Here is a 23,234-nt window from a genome sequence, read left to right as displayed (position 1 = left end):
TCCAGCGGATGAGACGGGAAGCGTCAGGTGCCGGGAAGCATCATGGACGGATGACGCGACGGTGGACGGGGCGGGCGACGGGGCGGTTGGCGCGGCGGCGGGCGGGGCGGACGACCGGGCCGGCGGCCGGCGGGGCGTCGGCACGGGCCGCCGGAGCGGCCGCCGACCTGGAACGGGCCCTGCGGGCGGCGGTCCGCGGCGGGGTGGACTTCGGTGCGGCGGCCAGGGCGCTGACCACGATGGACGCCTCCAACTACCGGCGGGTGCCGGTGGGGGTGGTGGCCCCCCGGGACGCCGAGGACACCGAGGCGGCCCTGCGGGTCTGCGCGGAGGCCGGGGTCCCGGTCGTACCGCGCGGCGGCGGCACCTCCATCGGCGGCCAGGCCACCGGTACCGGGGTCGTCCTCGACTTCACCCGCCATATGTCAGGTCTGCTCGCCCTGGACCCGGTCGCCCGCACCGCGGTGGTCCAGCCCGGACTGGTCCTGGACACCCTGCGGGCGGCCGCCGCCCGGCACGGCCTGACCTTCGGCCCCGACCCGTCCACCCGGTCCCGCTGCACGCTCGGCGGAATGATCGGCAACAACGCCTGCGGCCCCCACTCGGTGGCCTGGGGCACCACCGCCGACAACGTGTCCGAACTGTCGGTCCTGCGCTACGGGGCCGGAGGCGCGGCCGGGGGCGGCGGGAACGGTGAGGGCGGCGGGAACGCCGGAAGCGGCGGGGTGCGGCGGATCGGCACCGGCTGGGAGGGCACCCCGCCCGCCCTGCGCCCGCTGATCGAAGCCCATCTGGGACCGCTCCGCACCCGCATGCCGGCCGACTTCGGGCGCCGGGTCTCCGGCTACGCCCTGGACGCCCTGCTGCCCGAACGGGGAGTGGCGGCGGCCCGCGCGTTCTGCGGGTCGGAGGGGACGCTGGGGGTGGTGACCGAGGCGGTGGTCCGGCTGGTGCCGCTGCCGGAGGCCCCCGTACTGGTCGTCCTCGGCTACCCGGACGAGACCGCGGCCGCCGACGCCGCCGCGGGCCTGCTGCCGTTCGGCCCGCTGACCGTGGAGGGGATGGCCGCCGACCTACTGCCGGCCGGGGCCGCGGCCGGGCTGCCCAGGGGCGGGGCCTGGCTGTTCGTGGAGGTCCCGGACCCGGCGGTGGCGGCGGCGGTACTGCGGGCGGCGGACGCGCTGGACGCCGTACGGGTCACCGATCCGGCCGGGCAGCGGGCCCTGTGGCGGATCCGCGAGGACGCCGCCGGCACCGCCACCCGCCTCCCGGACGGCACCGAGGCCTGGCCCGGCTGGGAGGACTGCGCGGTCCCGCCCGCCCGGCTCGGCTCCTACCTCCGCGAGTTCCGGGCCCTGACCGCCCGCCACGGGCTGCGCGGAGCGCCGTACGGGCACTTCGGCGAGGGCTGCGTGCACGTGCGCCTCGACTTCGACCTGGCCTCGGCGGCCGGGGTGGCCCGGTTCCGGGCCTTCTCCACCGAACTCGCCGACCTGGTCGTCGCCCACGGCGGGTCCCTCTCCGGCGAACACGGCGACGGGCAGGCGCGGGCGGAACTGCTGCCGAGGATGTACGGGCCCGAGCTGATCGGGCTGTTCGCCGCGTACAAGGACGTCTGGGACCCGGCGGGCGGCATGAACCCCGGCATCCTCACCCGCCCCTCCCGCCTCGACGAAAACCTCCGCTTCACCGTCCTCCCCCCACCCGGCACCCCCACCGCCACCCTGGGCCGCGAAGTGGCCCGCTGCGTGGGCGTAGCCAAATGCCGAACGCGCGGCCCGGCCCCTACAGGCGGCCCCGCCGCCCCCGCGTCGGCCGCGGCCCCCGCCCCGGCCGGACCCGGCGGTGGGGCGGCTGTGATGTGTCCGTCCTATCGGGTCACCGGTGAGGAGCGGCACTCCACGCGTGGGCGGGCACGGCTGCTGCACGAGATGCTGGCCGGGGAGATCATCACCGACGGGTGGCGGTCGGCGGAGGTCCATGAGGCGCTGGACCTCTGTCTCGGCTGCAAGGGCTGTCTGAGCGACTGCCCGGTGGGCGTGGACATGGCCACCTACAAGACCGAGTTCCTGCACCACCACTGGGCGGGCGGTATCCGCCCGCTGTCCCACTACACCCTCGGCGGCCTCCCGACCTGGCTCCGCCTCATCGCCGCCCTCCGAGCCACCCGCCCGGCCAACCTCCTGTCCCGCCTCTCCCCGATCCGCCATCTGACCGGCCTCTCCCCCCGCCGCCCCCTCCCGCTCCTGGCCCGTACCCCCTTCACCCGCCTCTGGCGGACCGCCACCCCGCCCACCACCCCGCCCGCCACGCCGCACGCCGTGCTGTGGCCGGACACCTTCACCCAGTACCTGTCCCCACGGACCGGCCTCGCCGCCGCCCGCGTCCTGGCCGCCGCGGGCGTGTCTCCGCGGCTGCCGCCCGCCCGGGTCTGCTGCGGACTCACCTACGTGTCCACCGGCCGCCTCGACCGGGCCCGCGCCACCCTCCGCCGCACCCTGGACGCCCTGGGCCCCCTCTCCGCGGGCGAACCCGTCGTCGTACTCGAACCCAGTTGCGCCGCGGCCCTCCGCGACGACCTGCCACGGCTCCTCCCCGAGGACCCCCGGGCGGCCCGGCTCGCCGCCTCGGTCCGTACGTTCGCCGAGGCGCTGGAGGAGCTGGCCCCCGACTGGCGGCCGCCCCGGCTGGACCGGCCCGTGGCCGGGCAGACGCACTGCCACCAGCACGCCGTACTGGGTGATGCCGCCGACCGCCGCCTCCGGGAGCGTGCCGGGCTGTCGGGCGAGCTGTCGGGGGGCTGCTGCGGGCTGGCCGGGAACTTCGGTTTCGAGCGCGGGCACCACGAGGTGTCGGTGGCCTGCGCCGAGGATCAGCTGCTGCCCGCCCTCCGGGCGGCCCGGGACGCCGACCCGGACGGGGTGGTCTTCCTCGCCGACGGATACTCCTGCCGGACCCAGATCACCCAGCTCGGCGGCTTCGGGCCTTCCCACCCGGCCCGCCACCTGGCGGAAGTCCTCGCGGAAGCCCTCCCCGAAGACCCGAGACCCGGCGGACGGCCCGTAGGAAGGCCCGCAGCAGGCCCGGCCGAAAGCCTGTCGGAAGGCCCGCCGGATGGCTGACGGAACCTCGCCGCCGCCCCCGTCCCGCCCCTGCCCCGGCGCCGCCCCGGGCCGGGCCGCCGGGGCCGGGCCGCCGGGGCCGGGCCGCCCGCCGTAAGGCAAAACACGGCGGCATGCCCCTTACGTCGGGCTTAGGCTGATGGAATGACCCGCTCCACCTCGGCTCCCGCCGCCGCCCCCGTGACCGCCGCTCCGTCTGCCGCCGGTTCCACCGCCCGTAGCTCCTCGCGGTTCGGCCCGGTGGGACTGGTGTTCACGGCCGGGGTCTCGGTGCAGTTCGGCGCGGCGCTGGCGGTCATGATCATGCCGCGGGCGGGTGCCGCCGGAGTGGTCGCGCTGCGGCTGGCCGCGGCGGCCCTGGTCCTGCTCGTGCTGTGCCGGCCCAAGGTCCGCGGTTACAACCGGTCCGACTGGGGTACCGTCCTCGCCTTCGGCGTGGCCATGGCCGGCATGAACGGCCTCTTCTACCAGGCGGTCGACCGGATCCCGCTCGGCCCGGCGGTGACCCTGGAGGTGCTGGGCCCGCTGGCGCTCTCGGTGATCGTCTCCCGCCGCCTGGTGAACCTGCTCTGGGCCGGCCTGGCCCTGGCCGGAGTGGTCCTGCTGTCCGGCCACGGCGGCGACGGCGGATTCGGTTTCGGCGCGCTCGACCCGGCCGGAGCGGCGTTCGCGCTGGGCGCGGGCGCGATGTGGGCCGCGTACATCGTCTACAGCGCCCGGACCGGACGCCGGTTCCCGCAGGCGGACGGGCTGGCCCTGGCGATGGCGGTGGCCGCGGTCCTCTCCCTGCCGCTGGGCATCGCCGACGCGGGGTCCGCGCTGCTGGTGCCGGGGACGCTTGCGCTGGGCGTGGGGGTGGGCCTGCTGTCCTCGGTGCTGCCGTACACCCTGGAGCTGCTGGCCCTGCGCCGGCTCCCGGCGCCCACCTTCGCGATCCTGATGAGCCTGGAACCGGCCATCGCGGCGACGGCCGGGTTCCTGGTGCTGCACCAGGCGCTGGGCGTGACGGACGCGCTGGCCATCGCCCTGGTGATCGCCGCCAGCATGGGCGCCGTCCGCTCCCAGACCCGCAAGCCCCGGCCGCCGGCCCCGCTCCCGTAACCCGCACTGCTCTCCAGCCGCCCCCGCGTAGGCAAGTCGTCTGGTGCGGGCGGGAGTTCGGGGTGTAAAAATCATGCAAGCATGCTTGATTGTTTTTCGTCGGGCTGCCACGCTTCCCCTCACGCCGTCGTCCCCGAGGGGAGCGCCCCGTGTCCGACCCGCTTGCTCCGCACGATCCGCACGATCCGTTCGTCGCCGTCCGGTCCGATCTGCGGGCGGAGGGGGAGGAGCTCGATCTGCTCGTCGCCGGGCTCGACGAGGAGGCGTGGGCCCGGGCCACCCCCGCGCCCGGTTGGACCGTCGCCCACCAGATCGCCCATCTCGCCTGGACCGACCGGGCCGCCTCGCTGGCGCTCACCGACGGCCCCGGCTTCGCCGCCATGGTGGAGAAGGCCCTGGCCGCCCCCGACCGCTTCGTCGACGACGGCGCCGAGGAAGGGGCCGCGCTGCCGCCCGCCGAGCTGCTGGCCGGCTGGCGGGCCGGCCGCGAGGTACTGGCCACCGCCCTCGCCACCGCCTCGACGGACGCCCGGTTCCCCTGGTTCGGGCCGCCGATGAAGGCCCCCTCGATGGCCAGCGCCCGGCTGATGGAGACCTGGGCGCACGGCCAGGACATCGCCGACGCCCTCGGAGTCCGCCGGGCACCGACCGCCCGGCTGCGGCAGGTCGCCCGGATCGGGGTACGGGCCCGGGACTACGCCTTCGCGGTACGCGGACTGCCGGTGCCCGGCGACCGGTTCCGCGTGGAGCTCACCCCGCCGCCCGGCCTGCCCGGCGACCCCGGTCCCGCGGTGTGGGCGTACGGGCCGCCCGACGCGCCCCAGCGGGTCACCGGACCGGCCCTGGACTTCTGTCTGCTGGTCACCCAGCGGGCGCACCGCGCGGACCTGGCCGTCGAGGCGTACGGTCCCGATGCCGACCGGTGGCTGGACATCGCCCAGGCCTTCGCCGGCCCGCCCGGCCCCGGCCGTGCCCCGACCGACCCCGCGACCGGAGCCCCGACGGATCCCGCGACCGATCCCGCCACCGGCGGCCCCCGATGAGCCACCCGGGGCACGGAGACGGAGACGGCCCCGCCGGTGTCCGGCGGCCGTTGCTGATCGGGAACGCCTCGGGGTTCTACGGGGACCGGGCCTCGGCGATGCGCGAGATGCTGGCCGACGGCCCGCTGGACGTCCTCACCGGGGACTACCTCGCCGAGCTGACCATGCTGATCCTCGGCCGGGACCGGCTCAAGGACCCCGGTGCGGGCTATGCGAAGTCCTTCCTGCGCCAGCTGGAGGACTGCCTGGGCCTGGCCCACGAGCGCGGGGTGCGGATCGTCGCCAACGCGGGCGGCCTCAACCCGGCCGGGCTGGCGGAGGCCGTCCGTACGCTCGCCGCCAAGGCCGGTCTGGCGATGACGGTGGCGCACGTCGAGGGCGACGACCTGATGCCGTACCGCGCGGGCGTGGGCGAGGGCGGCCCGGCCCGCCCCGGCGCGAACGCGCCCGGTGCCGGCGCCGACGGCGCGTTGACCGCCAACGCCTACCTCGGCGGCGCCGGGATCACCGCCTGTCTGCGGGCCGGCGCCGATGTGGTGGTCACCGGCCGGGTCACCGACGCGGCCCTGGTCACCGGCCCGGCCGCCTGGTGGTTCGACTGGGCCCCGGACGACTGGGACCGGCTCGCCGGGGCCGTGGTCGCCGGCCATGTCCTGGAATGCGGAACCCAGGCCACCGGCGGCAACTACGCCTTCTTCGCCCGCCCCGGAACCGATGTGCGGCGCCCCGGCTTCCCGCTCGCCGAGCTCGCCGCCGACGGCTCCTGCGTGATCACCAAGCATCCGGGCACCGGGGGACTGGTGACGGCCGGGACGGTCACCGCACAGCTCCTCTACGAGACGGCCGGCGTCCGCTACCCCGGCCCGGACGTCACGGCCCGCCTGGACACGGTCCGGCTGGCGGACGCCGGACCGGACCGGGTGCGGATCAGCGGGGTGCTGGGCGAGCCCCCGCCCGCCACGCTCAAGGTGGGGGTGACCCGGATCGGCGGCTGGCGCAACGAGGTGGTGTTCGTGCTGACCGGCCTGGACATCGAGGCCAAGGCGGCCCTGGTCCGGGAGCAGTTGGCCGGACCGCTGGAGGGGGTGGGCTCCGCCGAGTGGACCCTGGCGCGTACGGACCACCCGGACCCGGCCACCGAGGAGACGGCCTCGGCCCTGCTGCGGCTGGTGGTCCGGGACTCCTCGGCGGACCGGATCGGCCGCCCGCTGACGGCCGCCGCGATCGAGCTGGCGCTGGCCAGCTACCCGGGCTTCCACGTGGCGGGACTCCCCGGCGCCCCCCAGCCGTACGGGGTGTTCACCGCCGGGACCGCCCGGCCGTCGGAGGTCCCGCACACCGCGGTCCTCCCCGACGGCACCCGCCTGGCCATCGCCCCGGCGCCCGCCGCGACCCCGGCCCCGACTCCGGCCCCGCAGTGGTCCCGGCCCCCCGCCCCGGTCGTGGCGGTCGGCCCGACCGTCCGCGTACCGCTCGGCCTGCTGGCCGGGGCCCGCAGCGGTGACAAGGGCGGGGACGCCAACGTCGGAGTCTGGGTGGAAGCAGCACAAGGAGGGGAGCGAGGCCGGGAGGACCGCGCCGGGGAGGCCTACGCCTGGCTGCTCTCGGCCCTCACCGTCCCCGAGTTCCAGCGGCTGCTGCCCGAGACGGCCGGGCTGGTGGTCACCCGGCACGAGCTGCCCGCCCTGTACGCCCTGAACTTCACCGTCGAGGGCATCCTCGGCGACGGGGTCGCCGCCGGACACCGCTTCGACCCCCAGGCCAAGGCGCTCGGCGAATGGCTCCGCGCCCGCCACATGGACATCCCCGCCCACCTCGTCCACCCGGCCCCCGCGCCCACCCCCACCCCCACCCCGACCCGCACCCCCACCCCGACACCCACTCCGGAGGCAGGTCCGTGACCCGGCTCGGCAGCAGCGTCGACACCCGCGACCCCGACTACCTCGCCCACCGGCAGGCCGCCCTGGAGCGGCTCGCCGAGCTGGACGGAGAGCACGCCAAGGCGTTGGCCGGCGGCGGCCCCAAGTACACCGAGCGGCACCGGAGCCGCGGCAAGCTGCTGGCCCGGGAGCGGATCGAGTTGCTGCTCGATCCGGACACCCCGTTCCTGGAGCTGTCGCCGCTGGCCGCCTGGGGCAGCGACTATCCGGTGGGCGGCTCGATGGTCACCGGTATCGGCACGGTGGAGGGCGTCGAGTGCCTGGTCACCGCCAACGACCCGACCGTGCGCGGCGGCGCCTCCAATCCGTGGACGTTGAAGAAGGCGCTCCGCGCGCATGAGATCGCCTTCGCGAACCGGCTGCCCTGCGTCAGCCTGGTGGAGTCCGGCGGTGCCGACCTGCCCTCGCAGAAGGAGATCTTCATCCCCGGCGGGGCCGTGTTCCGTGATCTCACCAGGCTCTCCGCCGCCGGGATCCCGACCGTCGCCGTGGTCTTCGGCAATTCCACGGCCGGCGGGGCCTACGTCCCCGGCATGTCCGACCACACCGTGATGATCAAGGACCGGTCGAAGGTGTTCCTGGGCGGTCCGCCGCTGGTCAAGATGGCCACCGGCGAGGAGAGCGACGACGAGTCCCTCGGCGGCGCGGAGATGCACGCCCGGACCTCCGGTCTGGCGGACCACTACGCCCTCGACGAGGAGGACGCGATCCGGCAGGCCTGCCGGATCGTGGCCCGCCTCAACCACCGCAGGGCGCTGCCCGATCCGGGCCCGGCCGCCGAGCCGCTGTTCGACCCCGAGGAGCTCCTGGGGATCGTGCCCGCCGATCTGAAGACCCCCTTCGATCCGCGCGAGGTGATCGCCCGGCTGGTGGACGGGTCCGACTTCGACGAGTTCAAGCCGCTGTACGGCACCAGCCTGGTCACCGGCTGGGCCGCCCTGCACGGCCACCCGGTCGGCGTCCTGGCCAACGCCCAGGGCGTGCTGTTCAGCGCGGAGTCGCAGAAGGCGGCCCAGTTCATCCAGCTGGCCAACCAGCGGGACATCCCGCTGCTCTTCCTCCACAACACCACCGGCTACATGGTGGGCAGGGAGTACGAGCAGGGCGGCATCATCAAGCACGGCGCGATGATGATCAACGCGGTGTCCAACTCGAAGGTCCCGCACCTGTCGGTGCTCATCGGCTCCTCCTACGGGGCCGGCCACTACGGCATGTGCGGCCGCGCCTACGAGCCCCGCTTCCTGTTCGCCTGGCCCAGCGCCAAGTCCGCCGTGATGGGACCGCAGCAGCTGGCCGGGGTGCTCTCGATCGTGTCCCGGCAGTCCGCCGCCGCCAAGGGCCTGCCCTACGACGAGGAGCAGGACGCCGGGATGCGCGCCTTCGTGGAGGCCCAGATCGAGTCCGAGTCCCTGCCCCTGTTCCTGTCCGGGCGGCTGTACGACGACGGGGTCATCGACCCCCGCGACACCCGGACCGTCCTCGGCCTGTGCCTGTCCGCGATCCACAACGCCCCCGTCGAGGGCGCCCGCGGCGGCTTCGGCGTCTTCCGGATGTGAGGCCCCCCATGAGTCCCCTCCCCTCCCGCACCCTGAGCTCCGTCCTGGTCGCCAACCGCGGCGAGATCGCGGTGCGGATCTTCCGGACCGCGCGCGCCATGGGCCTGGACACCGTCGCCGTGTACTCCGATCCCGACGCCGGGGCCCTGCACGTCCGGGAGGCCGACGCGGCCGTCCGGCTGCCCGGGGCGGCCCCCGCCGAGACCTATCTGCGGGGCGATCTGCTGATCAAGGCCGCGCTGGCGGCCGGGGCCGACGCCGTGCACCCCGGTTACGGGTTCCTCTCCGAGAACGCCGGTTTCGCCCGGGCCGTGGAGGACTCCGGGCTGCTCTGGATCGGGCCGCCGCCCGGGGCCATCGAGGCGATGGCCTCCAAGACCCGGGCCAAGGAGCTGATGCGGGCCGCCGGGGTCCCCCTGCTGGAACCGGTGGACCCGGAGAAGGCCGGCCCGGACGACCTGCCGCTGCTGCTCAAGGCGGCCGCCGGCGGCGGCGGCCGCGGTATGCGGGTGGTCCGCGAACTGGCCCGGCTGCCCGAGGAACTGGCCGCGGCCACCGCCGAGGCCCGGTCCGCCTTCGGCGACGGGGAGGTCTTCGCCGAACCGTACGTGGAGCGCGGCCGCCATGTGGAGGTGCAGGTCCTCGCCGACGCCCACGGCACCGTCTGGGCCCTCGGCACCCGGGACTGCTCCCTCCAGCGAAGGCACCAGAAGGTGATCGAGGAGGCCCCGGCGCCCGCACTGCCCGAGGCCCTGCGAACCGCTCTGCACGAAGCGGCCGTGGCCGCCGCCCGGGCCGTGTCCTACCGGGGCGCGGGCACCGTGGAGTTCCTGGTCACCGCCGAGGGCAGGCCGTACTTCCTGGAGATGAACACCCGGCTCCAGGTGGAGCACCCGGTCACCGAGGAGGTGTTCGGCCTCGACCTGGTGGAACTCCAGCTGAGGATCGCCGAGGGCGCCGCCCTGCCGCCGGCCCCTCCCGAACCCTCCGGCCATGCCGTCGAGGCCCGGCTCTACGCCGAGGACCCGGCCCGCGGCTGGCGCCCGCAGGCCGGTGTGCTGCACACCCTCGCCGTCCCGGGGCGGGTCCGGGTGGACACCGGTTACGCCGACGGGGACCGGGTCGGCGTCCACTACGACCCCATGCTCGCCAAGGTCATCGCCCATGCGCCGACCCGCCCCGAAGCCCTCCGGGCCCTGGCGCACGCCCTGTCCCGGGCCCGGATCCACGGCCTGACCACCAACCGCGAGCTGCTGGTCCGCTCCCTGCGCCACCCGGAGTTCACCGCCGCCCGCCTGGACACCGGCTTCTACGACCGCCACCTGCCGGCCCTCACCGGAACCGGAACCGAAACCGCAGCCGAAACCGGAGCCGCCGCCGAAACCGAAACCGCGGCCGGAGCCGGGGCCGCGACCCAAACCGGGGCGGACACCGGAGCCCAAAGCACCGCCCTCGCCGCCCTGGCCGCCGCCCTCGCGGAGGCCGTCCCGCCCCCCGGGGCCCCGCTCGCCGCCCGGCTCGGCGGCTGGCGCAACCTGCCCTCCCAGCCCCAGTGCCGCACCTACCGCACGGCGGACGGCACGGAACACCCCGTCCGCTACCGCCACACCCGCCGCGGACCCGAACCGGAGGACCACCCCGGACTCCGGGTGGTCAGCACCGCCGCCGACCGGGTGGTCCTCGAACAGGACGGGGTGCAGCGGATGTTCCACGTGAAACACGACCCCCAGGGCACCGAGGTGTACATCGACTCCCCGCTCGGCGCCCACACGTTCACCCCCGTCCCCCGCTTCACCGACCCCCAGGACCGCACCGAACCCGGCTCCCTGCTCGCCCCCATGCCCGGCACCGTGGTCCGGGTCGCCGAGGGCCTCGCCCCCGGCACCCCCGTCACCGCCGGGCAGCCCCTGCTCTGGCTGGAGGCCATGAAGATGGAGCACCGCATCCTCGCTCCCGCCTCCGGCACGCTCACCGCGCTCCACGCCGCCGTCGGCCACCAGGTCGAACTCGGCGCCCTGCTCGCCGTAGTCCAGGAGGAAACGCCCGTATGAGCACCGCGACGGAAACCGAAGAGCACATCGCCCTGCGCGCCGCAGTCGCCGCCCTCGGCAAGCGCTACGGCCGTGAGTACCTGGCCCGGATCGCCCGCGAGGGCGGCCACCCCGAGGAACTGTGGGCCGACGCCGCCAAACTCGGCTATCTCGGGGTCAACCTCCCCGAGGAGTACGGGGGCGGAGGCGGCGGCATCGCCGAACTCTCCATCGTGCTGGAGGAACTGGGCGCGGCCGGCTCCCCGCTGCTGATGATGGTGGTCTCGCCCGCCATCTGCGGCACGGTCATCTCCCGCTTCGGCACCGAGGAGCAGAAGCGGGCCTGGCTGCCCGGACTCGCGGACGGCAGCCGCACCATGGCCTTCGGCATCACCGAACCCGACGCCGGCTCCAACTCGCACCGGATCACCACCACCGCCCGCCGGGACGGCGAGGACTGGGTGCTCAGCGGGCGCAAGGTGTTCATATCGGGTGTGGACATCGCCGACGCCACCCTGATCGTCGGCCGCACCGAGGACGCCCGCACCGGACGCCTCAAGCCCTGTCTGTTCATCGTCCCCCGGGACGCCCCCGGCTTCACCCGTTCGCGCATCGACATGGAGCTCCAGGCCGCCGAGAAGCAGTTCGAACTGGTCCTGGACGAGGTCCGGCTGCCCGCCGGCGCCCTGGTCGGGGACGAGGACGCGGGCCTGCTCCAACTGTTCGCCGGCCTCAACCCGGAACGCATCATGACCGCCGCCTTCGCCATCGGCATGGGCCGTTACGCCCTCGCCAAGGCCCTCGACTACGCCAGGACCCGGCAGGTCTGGAAGGAGCCCATCGGCGCCCACCAGGCCGTCGCCCACCCCCTGGCCCAGGCGCACATCGAGCTGGAACTGGCCCGGCTGATGATGCAGAAGGCCGCCGCGCTCTACGACTCCGGGGACGACATGGCCGCCGGTGAGGCCGCCAACATGGCCAAGTACGCTGCCGGCGAGGCCTGCGTCCGGGCGGTGGACCAGGCGGTCCACACCCTCGGCGGCAACGGCCTCACCCGCGAGTACGGACTGGCCTCCCTGATCACCGCCGCCCGGGTGGCCCGGATCGCCCCGGTCAGCCGGGAGATGATCCTGAACTTCGTCTCGCACCAGACCCTCGGCCTGCCCAAGTCCTACTAGGAGACCAAGGAGCACCATGACCCGGACCACCCGGACCGTAGGTTCCGCGCACGCCCACGGGATCACCACGCTCACCCTGGACTCCCCGGCCAACCGCAACGCGCTCTCCGCCGAACTCGTCGGCGGGCTGCGCACGGCACTCGCCGCGGCCGGGGCGGACCCGGCGGTCCGGGCCGTCCTCCTCACCCACACCGGGAACACCTTCTGCGCCGGGGCCGACCTGAAGGCCCCCTGCCCGCCCGCGGACTTCCTGGACCTGCTGGGGGAGATCGCCGCACTCCCGAAACCGGTGGTCGCCCGGGTCACCGGACACGTCAGGGCCGGCGGCCTGGGCATCCTCGGGGCCTGCGACATCGCGGCGGCCGGACCCGCCTCCAGCTACGCCCTCACCGAGACCCGCATCGGTGTCGTCCCCGCCGTCATCTCCGCCCCGCTGCTGCCCCGGCTGGACCCCCGCGCCGCCGGCCGCTACTTCCTCACCGGCGAGACCTTCGGACCCGCCGAAGCCGCCCGGATCGGACTGCTCACCCTGCACGGAGAGGACGTGGACGAGGCCCTGGCACCCGTACTCGCCGGACTCCGCCTCGCCGGCCCGGAAGCCCTGGCGGCCACGAAACAGCTGGTCAACGCCTCCGTACGGGCCGCACTCGACACGGACGGCGAAGCCCTCGCCGAACTCTCCGCCCGCCACTTCGGCTCCGCCGAGGCCCGCGAGGGCATCACCGCCCGCTTCGAACGCCGGGACCCCGCATGGGCACGGTGACCGAAGGGCCCAAGCAGGCCCGCAGCCGCGCCACCCGCGCCCGGCTCCTCGAATCCGCCGTCAGCTGCCTGGCCGAACAGGGCTGGACCGGCTCCACCGTCGCCGTGGTCGCCGAACACGCCGGAGTCTCCCGCGGCGCCGCCCAGTACCACTTCCCCACCCGCGAGGACCTGTTCACCGCAGCCGTCGAATACGTGGCCGAAGAACGCTCCGCCGCCCTGCGCGGCCTGTTCCCGGCCGGCCCCGACGCCCGCCCGGCCGCCCGCCCCGCGGTCATCGGAGCACTCGTCGACCTCTACACCGGCACCCTCTTCCGGGCCGCCCTGCAACTCTGGGTCGCCGCCTCCTACGAGGAACAGCTGCGCCCCAGGGTCAGCGAACTCGAAGCCCGGGTCGGCCGGGAGTCCCACCGGATCGCCGTGGAACTCCTGGGCGCCGACGAGTCCGTGCCCGGGGTCCGGGAGACCGTCCAGGGGCTGCTGGACCTGGCCCGCGGGCTGGGCCTGGCCAACGTCCTCACCGACGACACGGTCCGCCGCGCCCGGGTGGTGGCCCAGTGGACCCGGATCGTCGAAGCGACCCTGGGCCCCTGAGCCACCTCCGTGCGCGGGCGTCCGCCGTGCGCGGGCGTCCGCTCAGCCGACGATGTCGGAGTAGCCCTCGATGTCACCGGGGCTGCGGCGCCCCGGGCCGATGTAGTGGGCCGAGGGGCGGACCAGCCGCCCGGTGCGCTTCTGCTCCAGGATGTGCGCCGACCAGCCGGCCGTCCGGGCGCAGGTGAACATCGAGGTGAACATGTGCGCCGGGACCTCCGCGAAGTCCAGCATGATCGCGGCCCAGAACTCCACGTTGGTGGCCAGCACCCGGTCGGGCCGGCGGGCGTGCAGCTCCTCCAGGGCGGCCTTCTCCAGCGCGGCCGCCACCTCGTAGCGGGGGGCGTCCAGCTCCTTCGCGGTGCGGCGCAGCACCCGGGCGCGGGGGTCCTCGGCCCGGTAGACCCGGTGGCCGAAGCCCATCAGCCGCTCGCCCTGGTCCAGCGCCCTCTTCACGTACGCCACCGCGTCACCGGTGCGCTCGATCTCCTCGATCATGCCGAGGACCCGGGAGGGGGCGCCGCCGTGCAGCGGGCCGGACATGGCGCCCACCGCTCCGGACAGGGCGGCCGCGACATCGGCTCCGGTGGAGGCGATCACCCGGGCGGTGAAGGTGGAGGCGTTCATGCCGTGCTCGGCCGCCGAGGTCCAGTACGCGTCCACGGCCTTGACGTGCCGCGGGTCCGGCTCGCCCCGCCAGCGGATCATGAACCGCTCGACCACCGAGTCGGCCTTGTCGATCTCCGACTGCGGGACCATGGGCAGGCCCTGGCCGCGGGCGGACTGGGCGACGTACGACAGGGCCATCACGGCGGCCCGCGCCAGGTCGTCGCGGGCCTGCCGCTCGTCGATGTCGAGCAGCGGTTTCAGACCCCACACAGGGGCGAGCATCGCGAGCGCGGACTGCACGTCGACCCGGATGTCACCGGAGTGCACGGGGATCGGGAACGGTTCGGCCGCGGGCAGCCCGGGGTTGAAGGCACCGTCGACCAGCAGGCCCCACACGTTCCCGAAGGACACGTGACCGACCAGGTCTTCGATGTCGACACCCCGGTAGCGGAGGGATCCGCCCTCCTTGTCGGGTTCGGCGATCTCCGTCTCGAACGCGACGACCCCTTCGAGGCCGGGTACGAAGTCGGACATCAGGCGGCTCCTCAGATAGTGCGAACACGCGCGGCTCCCGGCGTGATTCGCGGTCCGGCGCGGTCATCCCCGTTGATGCCCGGAACGGCCGATGGTCACCCACCTGGGTTCCAGCGGACCGGCCCCAAGATTTTGTCGGCTCCTGGGGGCCTGCGGAAGCGTGACATACGGCACACCCCGGCAGTCGACCCTACGGCAGGATGGCCCGGTGACCGACCAGGACCTTGACCCCGCCACCATGCGCAAGCAGTACCGATCGCAGATCGTGACCGAGGAAGGCCTCGCCGCCGACCCGGTCGCCCAGTTCGCCCGCTGGTTCCAGGACGCGGCCGACGCGCACCTCTTCGAACCGAACGCGATGGTCGTCTCGACCGCCTCGGCCGAGGGCCGTCCCAGTTCCCGGACGGTGCTGCTGAAGCGGTTCGACGATCGCGGATTCGTCTTCTTCACCAACTACGACTCCCGCAAGGGGCGGGAGATCACCGAGAACCGGTACGTCTCCCTGCTGTTCCCCTGGCACCCGATCGCCCGCCAGGTGGTGGTGACCGGCACCGCCGAGCGCACCGGCCGCGACGAGACCGCCGCCTACTTCCGCTCCCGGCCGCACGGCTCCCAGCTGGGGGCCTGGGCCAGCGAGCAGTCCCGGGTGGTGGAGTCCCGCGCGGAGCTGGACCGCCGGTACGCGGAGCTCGCCGACCGCTATCCGGAGGGGGAACAGGTGCCGGTGCCCACCGGCTGGGGCGGCTTCCGGGTCACCCCGGAGACCGTGGAGTTCTGGCAGGGCCACGAGAACCGGCTGCACGACCGGCTGCGCTACGTCCGCGCGGACGCGCCCTCCGGCTGGCGGGTCGAACGGCTCTGCCCCTGAACGACGACACTGCCCGGGAACGCAGACGACCCGCGGGCTCGGGTTCCTCTCCTGCAGTGAGAGGAGCCGGCCGGACGTACCGGCGAGCCCGCGGGTCGGGTGACTGCTGGGGATTGGCGCCAGGCGTTCCGCCGGGCACCGCACTGGGTGCGTGCGACGACGGGCCCTTAGCCCGCAGCCACCTCACGCGTCCGGTTTCCGTACATTTCGGGAACCACCTCCCTTCTCGTGTGGCGTCAGCCTAGGCACCCCCGTCCGCCGGCTCAACCGATTTACCGCGGAGCGAATCCGGGAATATCCGGGGAATGCGGTGTGCGGTGCGTCACGTTCCGGTTCAATGATCTGACGTGCCGCACACGCGAACACCTGCGGGGGGTGTCAGGTGAGTGCTTCCGGACGTGGCGAGACCGCCGACGATCTGCTGGCCGCGCTGCTCGACGGGATGGACGCGGCCCTCTGCGCGTTCGACGCCGGCGGGGTGGTCACCCACTGGAACCGGGAGGCCGAACGGATCCTCGGCTGGTCCGCGGCCGAGGCGGTGGGCCGGCGGGGGTTCGCCGGGTGGGCGGCCCGGGCCGCCGACGCGCCCGAGGTGGAGAGCCGGCTGATGGCCGCGCTGGACGCGCCCGGCCGGCAGGTGCACGAGTTCGCGCTGGTCACCAAGGGCGGCGGGCGGGTGCTGGTGCGCACCCAGTCGGCCGGGGTGCCGGGGGCCGACGGACGGCCGGCCGGGGTGTACTGCGCCTTCGGCGAGGTGCGGGCGCAGATCGATCTGGAGCGGTCCATCGCGCTCAGCGAGGCCCTGATGGAGGACGCCTCCTGGGGGGTGGTGCTGGTCGACGCGGACCTGCGGCCGGCGGTGGTCAACGCGCATGCCGAGCGGGCCTTCGGCTCCGGGCGGACGGCCCTGCTGGGGCGGCCGCTCGGGGAGCTGCTGGACGCGGGGGCGGAGGAGCTGGAGGAGGCGCTCCAGCATGTGCTGGCCGAGGGGGCGCCGCCGGGGCCGTTGGAGGTGTGGGTGACGGTCCGGGACCGGATCGACCCCGCCGGTCCGGTCGGGGCGCGGGTGCCGGGGCGGCGGTGTTGGCGGTGCGGGTTCGTGCGGCTGGGGTCGCCGCTGGCGGAGGAGCCGGTGCCGCTCGGGGTGGGCTGGCTGTTCCAGGACGTGACCGAGGTCCGGCGGCTGGGGGTGGACGCGGACCGGCTGCGGTTCCGGGCGCACCAGCTGTACCGGGCGGGCCGGGCGGCCGGCGAGTACGAGGATCCGGCGGAGGCGGCGGCGGTGCGGCTGGAGTTCGCGCTGGCCGGGTTCGCCGATCAGGCGCTGGTGGACGTGGTGGTGGGGGAGCGGCTGGTGCGGGCCGCACAGGCCCCGGCCGCGGGTACCGGGCCGGTGCCGCTGCCGTCGGGGCCGGGGGCGCTTCCGGTCCGGTACCCGGCCGGGCATCCGGTCTTCCAGGCGGTGGACCGGATCGGCCCGGTCCGGTGCAGTGGTCCGGGCGGGCCGGCCGCCGGTGAGTGGGCGGCGGCGCGCCGCTGGCCCGGGGGCACGGCGCACGCCCTGTGCACGGTGCTGCGCAGCCGGGGCCGGACCCTGGGTGCGCTGACCTTTCTGCGCGGTCCGTCCCGGCCGGCGTTCGAGCGGGCGGACGCGGAGTACGCGGACGAGGTCGCGGCCCGGCTGGCCGCCGACCTGGACCTGGCGGGGTTCCCGCCCGGTACCGGGCCCGCCCCGGAGGGGACGGGCTAGTGCCGGAAGAAGATGCGGTCGCCGTACTCGGACATCACGCGGCCGTTCCACTCGTGGCCGCCGTCCACGTTGCCGGAGCGCAGCAGCGGGGGCTCGATGCCGCGGGCGACGAGTTCGCCGGCCGCCGCGGCCATCACGGCCTGCATGATCGCGCTGGTCACCACGGTGGAGGCGGGGGCGAAGGGGGCGTCGATGCCGTCCAGGCTGAGTTCGGCGTCGCCGACCGCGATCTTGCTGTCCAGGACGATGTCGCAGTGGTCCTTCAGATAGCCGCCGGAGACGTGCCGGGACTTGGTCTCGGTGGCGTAGGCCACCGAGGTCACCCCGATGACGGTGAGGCCGAGGGCCCGGGCGTTGATGGCCATCTCCACCGGGAGGGAGTTCCGTCCGGACAGCGAGATGATCACCAGGACGTCGCCGCTGCTCGCCGGGCTGCAGTCCAGGACCGCCCCGGCGAGTCCGTCGACACGTTCCAGGGCGCTGCCGAGGGTGGCGGGCATGACGTCGACCCCGGCGGTGCCGGGGACGGCCAGGAAGTTCATCAGGGCCAGTCCGCCGGCCCGGTAGACGACGTCCTGGGCGGGCAGGGAGGAGTGGCCGGCGCCGAAGGCGAAGAGGCGGTTGCCGGCGGCCACGGCGTCCGCGACGGCGGCGCCGGCCCGGGCGATGGCTTCCGATTCCTCGTCCCTGACACGCTGAAGCAGCCCGATGGCGGCATCGAAGAACTGACCGGCCAGCTTGCTCTCGCTCATGCGCTGAGGGCCCTTCCAGTGGGTGCGGGGTGCCTGTCCGCCGCTCACCGTGCGGTCTGGACCAAGGACCTGTCAATACGGGCGTCAATCCCTGGACGAACGGCCCGCGGGCCGAAGGCGCGGGACGGTTGTCGGCGCTCTGCGGCAGAATTGGGGGCAGGGCCAGCGCACGCTATCCGAGGGGCAAGAATGTCCGGACTGATCGATACCACGGAGATGTATCTCCGCACCATCCTTGAGCTGGAAGAGGAAGGTGTCGTCCCCATGCGCGCCCGTATCGCCGAACGGCTGGACCAGAGCGGTCCGACCGTCAGCCAGACGGTGGCCCGCATGGAGCGCGACGGCCTGGTGGCGGTGGCCAGTGACCGCCATCTGGAGCTGACCGAGGAGGGCCGCCGGCTGGCCACCCGGGTGATGCGCAAGCACCGGCTGGCCGAGTGTCTGCTGGTGGACGTGATCGGCCTGGAGTGGGAGCAGGTGCACGCGGAGGCCTGTCGCTGGGAGCACGTGATGAGCGAGGCGGTGGAGCGCCGGGTGCTGGAGCTGCTGCGGCACCCGACCGAGTCGCCGTACGGGAACCCGATCCCGGGGCTGGAGGAGCTCGGCGAGAAGGCCGAGGCGGATCCGTTCCTGGACGAGGGCATGGTGAGCCTGGCCGAGCTGGATCCGGGCAGCGAGGGCAAGACGGTGGTCGTGCGTCGGATCGGTGAGCCGATCCAGACGGACGCGCAGCTGATGTACACCCTGCGGCGGGCCGGTGTGCAGCCCGGTGCGGTGGTGAGCGTGACGGAGTCCCCCGGCGGTGTGCTGGTCGGCAGTGGCGGCGAGGCCGCCGAGCTGGAGTCGGAGATCGCCTCGCACGTCTTCGTCGCGAAGCGCTGAACCACCGCGTTCCCAGGGGGTGGATCCTCCCGTGGGACGGTCCCGGCGCCTTGCGGCGCCGGGACCGGTCCTCCCCTTGCTGACCCGGAGCCCCGAGCTCCCAGGGTCATCCCCTCGGACCGTCTTCCCCGATCGGCCCGCCTCCCGACAGGAATCTCCCCTCGGCAGCGGCGGCCAATCCTTGAGCAAGGTCACTCGAAAGAGCGGTATTGCCGGCGGGAGGGCCATTTTCGAATAGGGGTTCGATAGTGTGGCGGCACGCGAAGGGGGTGCATCTGCGGTGGTACAGCGCTTCGATGTGACAGGGGCCGACGGTGTCCGGCTGGCCGCCTGGGAGTTCCGCGAAACGGGTTCCGGTTCCGGTTCCGCTTCGGACCCGGCCGGCCGGATCGCCCCCGGCCAGACGAGCCCCGCCCGGCCGACCCCCGCCCCGACGGCACCCGACGACCGGCCCGCCGCCCTGTTACTCCACGGCCTGATGGGACGGGCCTTCCACTGGGCCGGCACGGCCGGCTGGCTCGCCTCCCGCCGCCGGGTCATCGCCCTCGACCAGCGCGGCCACGGCGACAGCGAGTCCCCCGCCCGCGGCCCCTACACCCGCGAGGCCTTCGTGGCCGACGCCGAAGCCGTCGTGGAACAGCTCGGGCTGGCCCCGGTCACCCTGGTCGGCCACTCGATGGGCGCGCTCACCGCCTGGCAGCTGGCCGCCCGCCGCCCCGACCTCGTCCAGGCCCTGGTCATCTGCGACATGCGCGCCTCCGCCCTGGGCGCCGCCTCCCAGCGCGAATGGGAGGAATGGTTCCACCGCTGGCCGCTGCCCTTCCCCAGCCAGGACGCCGCCCGCCGCTGGTTCGGCGAGGACGACCCCCGGGTGGAGCGCCCCGATCCCGGCCGCGGGGCCTTCTTCGCCGAGGTCATGCGGCAGGCCGAGGACGGCTGGCGCCCGCAGTTCTCCCGCCGCCAGATGCTCACCGCCCGCGAGACCTGGGTCCACGACGCCCACTGGGAGGAGCTCGCCCAGGTCCGCTGCCCCACCCTCGTGGTCCGCGGGCTCGACGGGGAGCTGGGCCGGGCCGAGGCCCAGGAGATGGTCCGGGTCCTCCCGGCCGGCCAGTACGCCGAGATCCCGGACGCCGGCCACTACCTGCACTACGACCAGCCGGCGGCCTGGCGGGCGGCCCTGGAACCCTTCCTGGACGGAGTCCTCACCGCCTGAACCGCCCGCCCCGAACCGCCCGCCCCGCGCTAGCCCTTGCTGACCGCCTGGAGGATCTCCGGGAGGCTGTCCGAGACCTTCGGAGCGGCCGCCCGGAGGCCCGCCCAGGCGACCAGCAGGCCCCAGCCGCAGCCCGCCGGCAGCACCAGCCACAGCCAGCCGTGCAGACCGCCCAGATGCATCCACAGGCTGAGGGCGAGCAGCGGGGAGCACACCAGCAGCGAGAACAGCAGACCGCCCACGATGCCGATCCAGGCCAGCGAGCCCTGCCCGGGGGCCACGCTCTTGAAGGCCCCGTCCTGCGGGATCGAGTACGGGAAGTACGCCGAGGCCAGCGCCCCCGTGCACACCAGTCCGCCGAGCAGCCCCAGGGACAGCCCCAGCGCCTCGGGCAGCTGCTCCCAGTCCTTCAGCAGCGCGGCCGTCACCGCGGTGACCAGCACCGTGTACGGCAGGGTGACCAGCACCAGGGCCAGGGCCCGGGCGCGCAGTTCGGCGTAGGCCTGGCGCGGGGTGGCCAGGGTCTGGGCGACCATCCAGAACGCCGAGGTGTCCTGGCCGAACTGGTTGTACATCAGCACGCCGAGCATCCCGGCGCCGAAGCAGGACAGGTAGATCGATCCGCTGCCCTGCACCGCGTTGAACACCGGCACGATGGCGCCGAGCGCCAGCGAGGAGATCCAGGCCGTCTTGGTCTTCGGGTCCCGGAACGCGTACAGCAGGGTCCGCCGCATCACCGCGCCGGTCCGGCCGCCGGGCAGCGGGGTCCAGCGGCCCGACCGTCCGGCCCGCTCCTCGGAGGCGGCGGCGGCCACCGCCGTGGAGCCGTCCGGGGTGACCATCAGCCGGGTCAGCCCGCGCTCCCAGGACACCAGCAGCGCGACCAGCGCCGCCAGGGTCAGCGCCAGTTGGGCGGCCGCCGTGCCGTACTGGCCGCGGCCCGCCGCGTCCACCATGCCGAGGGCGGTGGCCGGGGGCAGCCAGCGGACCACCGCCGCCGCGGGTTCCAGGGCCTCGGCCCCGCCCGCCTCGGACAGCCGCTGTGCGGCGAGGTTCACGAACTGGGTGCCGACGGCGATCAGCAGCCCGCTGAGCACCGCCAGGTCCCGGCCCTTGCGGCTGGACAGCAGCCGGACGTTCGCCGTGGCCACCGTCCGGGCCAGCGCCACACAACTGAGCAGCAGCAGCGGTACGGCGACCAGCCCGGCCGCGAACCCGGCGGCCCCGCGGGCCACCGCGATCACCGCGCCGACCGTCAGACAGCAGGTGAACAGCGGGCCGATCCCGATCAGCGAGGAGGTCAGCAGGGCCCGGACCAGCGGGCGCGGCCGCAGCGGCAGCATCACCAGCCGGCTGGGGTCCAGGGTCTCGTCGCCCGCGGAGAAGAACAGCGGCATGAAGGTCCAGCCCAGTGCCAGGATCCCGGCGAGCAGCACCACCACCGTGCCGGCCTGGGCGTGGCCGCGCAGCAGGGCCAGCAGCAGGGTCAGCACCGCGGCGAGCAGCAGCGCCGCCACCAGGGAGACCAGGAACACGGCCCGGCGCTTGGCCGAGCCCCGCAGCCCGTTCCGCAGCAGCGACAGCTTCAGCCGGACGAACACCCCGGTCAGCGGCGGCCCCTGCGGGGGCGCGGGCGGGGGTGTGCCCGGCCGTGCAGCGGCCGTCGTCGCGCTCATCGGGGAACCGTTCCGCCGCCGAGCCAGTCCAGGGAGTCGCCGGTCGGCCGGTCCCGGGCGCCGACCAGTTCCAGGAAGGCGTCCTGGAGGGAGGCGGCCTCGCCGCGGACCTCGGCCAGCGGGCCGGCCGCGCGGATCCGGCCCGCCGCCATCACGGCCACCCAGTCGCACAGCGACTCGACCAGTTCCATCACGTGCGAGGAGAAGACCACGGTGGCCCCGGAGCCGGTGTAGCGCTCCAGGACTCCCCGGATGGTCTGCGCGGACACCGGGTCCACGCCCTCGAACGGCTCGTCCAGGAAGAGGACTTCGGGGTTGTGCAGCAGCGCGGCGGCCAGTCCGATCTTCTTCCGCATGCCGGTCGAGTAGTCCACCACCAGCTTGTGCTGGTTGCCGGCCAGGTCGAGGACCTCCAGCAGCTGGGTGGCCCGCTTGTCGGTCTCCTCGCCGGGCAGTCCCCGCAACCGGCCCATGTAGCCGAGGAGTTCCCGCCCGGACAGCCGCTCGAACAGCCGCAGCCCCTCGGGCAGCACCCCGATCCGGGCCTTCACCTGGACCGGGTCCCGCCACACGTCGTGTCCGGCCACCTCCACCCGGCCCATGTCGGGGCGGAGCAGTCCGGTCACCATCGACAGGGTGGTGGTCTTCCCGGCGCCGTTGGGGCCGACCAGTCCCACGAACCGGCCCGCGGGCAGCTCCAGGTCCACTCCCGCCACCGCGACCTGCTCACCGAACCGCTTCCACAGGCCCGTGATCCTCACGGCGGGGGCCTGTTGCTCCGCTCCCGTGCCGTCCGCCGCGCCGGCCGCCCGCTCGCGCATGCGCCACCCGCCTCTCGCTCCGTACCCCGTCGGTCCCGTCTCACGATACGAGCGGAACGCGGGCGCGGCCGATGACGAATGTCATCAGCCGCGGCGGGCCCGGGCGTCGGAGGCCTCCCGGCCGCAGGCGTAGGCCAGCGGGCTGATCAGTTCCTCGATGTCGGGCAGCCAGCGGTTGGCGGGGGTGGGCCGGCGCGCCCACTGCACGGAGCCGCGTCCGCCGTAGCGGGTGGGCGGGGCGGCCACGAACTCCCCCTCGCCGCGGGTGACCAGGTCGATGCCGGCCGGGGACCAGCCGAGCCGGCGCACCAGGTCGGGGACCTTGGCCCCGGCGGCCGGCAGGACGAAGAACAGCATCCGGCGGTCCGGGGTCAGGGTGACCGGGCCCAGGGTGAGTTCCATCCGCTCCAGCCGGGCCAGCGCCAGGAACCCGGCGGTCTCCGGCACGTCGATCGCGTCGAAGGTGCGGCCGGTGGGCAGCAGGATGGAGGCCTTCGGGTACTTGGTCCACATCCGGCGGGCCTGTACGGCGCTGCCGGTGGCCTGCGCCGCCCAGTCCTTCACCGCCGGGTGCGCGCCGGGGGCCGCGCAGTCGGCCGCCCCGCAGGAGCATTGCTCCCGGCCGTCCCCGGGCTCCAGCCAGGTGCCGGGGAACACGTCCCAGTGCCGTTCTTCCGCGTACCGCACGGCATGGTCCAGCAGCTGTTCACCGCGCTGCGAGGGGATGGCGGCGGTGTCGGTCTCCGTGACTCCCATGGTCTCTTCCACGACCAACACAACTCCCGCCGTCACGCGGGGTT

Annotated in this window: 18 protein-coding genes; 13 read left to right on the top strand and 5 right to left on the bottom strand. The window is 74.5% G+C overall.

All coding sequences use genetic code 11. The features are described 5' to 3' along the window. The first annotated feature begins 50 nt into the window (after window positions 1-50). The 9 genes from ACZ50K_RS14005 (at window position 51) to ACZ50K_RS13965 (ending at window position 13,326) form a co-directional block, all read left to right on the top strand. Window positions 51-3,122: an FAD-binding and (Fe-S)-binding domain-containing protein gene (locus tag ACZ50K_RS14005; protein ID WP_468902000.1), complete on the top strand. Its 3,072-nt coding sequence runs from the start codon at window positions 51-53 to the stop codon at window positions 3,120-3,122. 144 nt (window positions 3,123-3,266) lie between these two features. Next, window positions 3,267-4,223: an EamA family transporter gene (locus ACZ50K_RS14000; protein ID WP_468901999.1), complete on the top strand. Its 957-nt coding sequence runs from the start codon at window positions 3,267-3,269 to the stop codon at window positions 4,221-4,223. 149 nt (window positions 4,224-4,372) lie between these two features. Further along, window positions 4,373-5,266 (top strand): TIGR03084 family metal-binding protein, encoded by an 894-nt coding sequence (locus ACZ50K_RS13995; RefSeq protein ID WP_468901997.1) that lies wholly within the window; start codon window positions 4,373-4,375, stop codon window positions 5,264-5,266. Continuing rightward, window positions 5,263-7,167 carry an acyclic terpene utilization AtuA family protein gene (locus ACZ50K_RS13990; protein WP_468901995.1) on the top strand — a complete coding sequence of 635 codons (1,905 nt, stop codon included), beginning with the start codon at window positions 5,263-5,265 and terminating at the stop codon, window positions 7,165-7,167. Before ACZ50K_RS13995 ends, ACZ50K_RS13990 begins: the two co-directional genes overlap by 4 nt. Beyond that, window positions 7,164-8,762 (top strand): acyl-CoA carboxylase subunit beta, encoded by a 1,599-nt coding sequence (locus ACZ50K_RS13985; protein WP_468901993.1) that lies wholly within the window; start codon window positions 7,164-7,166, stop codon window positions 8,760-8,762. Before ACZ50K_RS13990 ends, ACZ50K_RS13985 begins: the two co-directional genes overlap by 4 nt. A gap of 8 nt (window positions 8,763-8,770) precedes the next feature. Then, window positions 8,771-10,813, top strand: coding sequence for an acetyl/propionyl/methylcrotonyl-CoA carboxylase subunit alpha (locus tag ACZ50K_RS13980; protein ID WP_468901990.1), 2,043 nt, complete (start codon window positions 8,771-8,773; stop codon window positions 10,811-10,813). Beyond that, a complete protein-coding gene (locus ACZ50K_RS13975) occupies window positions 10,810-11,970 on the top strand; it encodes an acyl-CoA dehydrogenase family protein (protein ID WP_468901988.1) in 1,161 nt (386 codons plus the stop codon). The genes ACZ50K_RS13980 and ACZ50K_RS13975 overlap by 4 nt, the downstream gene beginning before the upstream one ends. Window positions 11,971-11,986: 16 nt before the next feature. Continuing rightward, window positions 11,987-12,733: an enoyl-CoA hydratase family protein gene (locus ACZ50K_RS13970; RefSeq protein WP_468901985.1), complete on the top strand. Its 747-nt coding sequence runs from the start codon at window positions 11,987-11,989 to the stop codon at window positions 12,731-12,733. After that, the gene (locus ACZ50K_RS13965) at window positions 12,721-13,326 is read left to right on the top strand and encodes a TetR/AcrR family transcriptional regulator (RefSeq protein ID WP_468901982.1); all 606 of its coding nucleotides are present in this window, start codon (window positions 12,721-12,723) and stop codon (window positions 13,324-13,326) included. Before ACZ50K_RS13970 ends, ACZ50K_RS13965 begins: the two co-directional genes overlap by 13 nt. A gap of 42 nt (window positions 13,327-13,368) precedes the next feature. On the opposite strand, the gene ACZ50K_RS13960 is transcribed toward ACZ50K_RS13965, so the two are convergent. Then, complete coding sequence (locus ACZ50K_RS13960; RefSeq protein ID WP_468901979.1) at window positions 13,369-14,469, bottom strand: citrate synthase 2; 1,101 nt, start codon at window positions 14,467-14,469, stop codon at window positions 13,369-13,371. 238 nt (window positions 14,470-14,707) lie between these two features. On the opposite strand from ACZ50K_RS13960, the gene pdxH reads away from it, so the two are divergent. Both pdxH and ACZ50K_RS13950 read left to right on the top strand, forming a co-directional pair. Then, window positions 14,708-15,337 carry a pyridoxamine 5'-phosphate oxidase gene (gene pdxH / locus ACZ50K_RS13955; RefSeq protein WP_468902440.1) on the top strand — a complete coding sequence of 210 codons (630 nt, stop codon included), beginning with the start codon at window positions 14,708-14,710 and terminating at the stop codon, window positions 15,335-15,337. 382 nt (window positions 15,338-15,719) lie between these two features. Then, a complete protein-coding gene (locus ACZ50K_RS13950) occupies window positions 15,720-17,087 on the top strand; it encodes a PAS domain-containing protein (RefSeq protein WP_468901976.1) in 1,368 nt (455 codons plus the stop codon). Here the strand turns inward: ACZ50K_RS13950 and ACZ50K_RS13945 are convergent. After that, a complete protein-coding gene (locus ACZ50K_RS13945; protein ID WP_468901974.1) occupies window positions 17,084-17,839 on the bottom strand; it encodes an SIS domain-containing protein in 756 nt (251 codons plus the stop codon). The genes ACZ50K_RS13950 and ACZ50K_RS13945 overlap by 4 nt on opposite strands. Window positions 17,840-18,028: 189 nt before the next feature. Between ACZ50K_RS13945 and ACZ50K_RS13940 the strand changes: the two genes are divergently transcribed. Next, complete coding sequence (locus ACZ50K_RS13940) at window positions 18,029-18,721, top strand: metal-dependent transcriptional regulator (RefSeq protein WP_468901971.1); 693 nt, start codon at window positions 18,029-18,031, stop codon at window positions 18,719-18,721. A gap of 280 nt (window positions 18,722-19,001) precedes the next feature. Then, window positions 19,002-19,937: an alpha/beta fold hydrolase gene (locus tag ACZ50K_RS13935; RefSeq protein ID WP_468901968.1), complete on the top strand. Its 936-nt coding sequence runs from the start codon at window positions 19,002-19,004 to the stop codon at window positions 19,935-19,937. A gap of 29 nt (window positions 19,938-19,966) precedes the next feature. On the opposite strand, the gene ACZ50K_RS13930 is transcribed toward ACZ50K_RS13935, so the two are convergent. From ACZ50K_RS13930 to ACZ50K_RS13920, 3 genes are all read right to left on the bottom strand, one after another. Further along, window positions 19,967-21,613 carry a transporter gene (locus ACZ50K_RS13930; protein WP_468901966.1) on the bottom strand — a complete coding sequence of 549 codons (1,647 nt, stop codon included), beginning with the start codon at window positions 21,611-21,613 and terminating at the stop codon, window positions 19,967-19,969. Then, a complete protein-coding gene (locus tag ACZ50K_RS13925; protein WP_468901963.1) occupies window positions 21,610-22,434 on the bottom strand; it encodes an ABC transporter ATP-binding protein in 825 nt (274 codons plus the stop codon). The genes ACZ50K_RS13930 and ACZ50K_RS13925 overlap by 4 nt, the downstream gene beginning before the upstream one ends. 84 nt (window positions 22,435-22,518) lie before the next feature. Next, window positions 22,519-23,190: a bifunctional DNA primase/polymerase gene (locus tag ACZ50K_RS13920; protein ID WP_468901960.1), complete on the bottom strand. Its 672-nt coding sequence runs from the start codon at window positions 23,188-23,190 to the stop codon at window positions 22,519-22,521. Window positions 23,191-23,234: the final 44 nt, after the last annotated feature.

The sequence above is a fragment of the Streptomyces sp. NPDC033845 genome (assembly GCF_055576225.1).
Note: the sequence above shows the minus strand (reverse complement) of the source record. Positions and strands in the feature narration are given on the sequence as shown.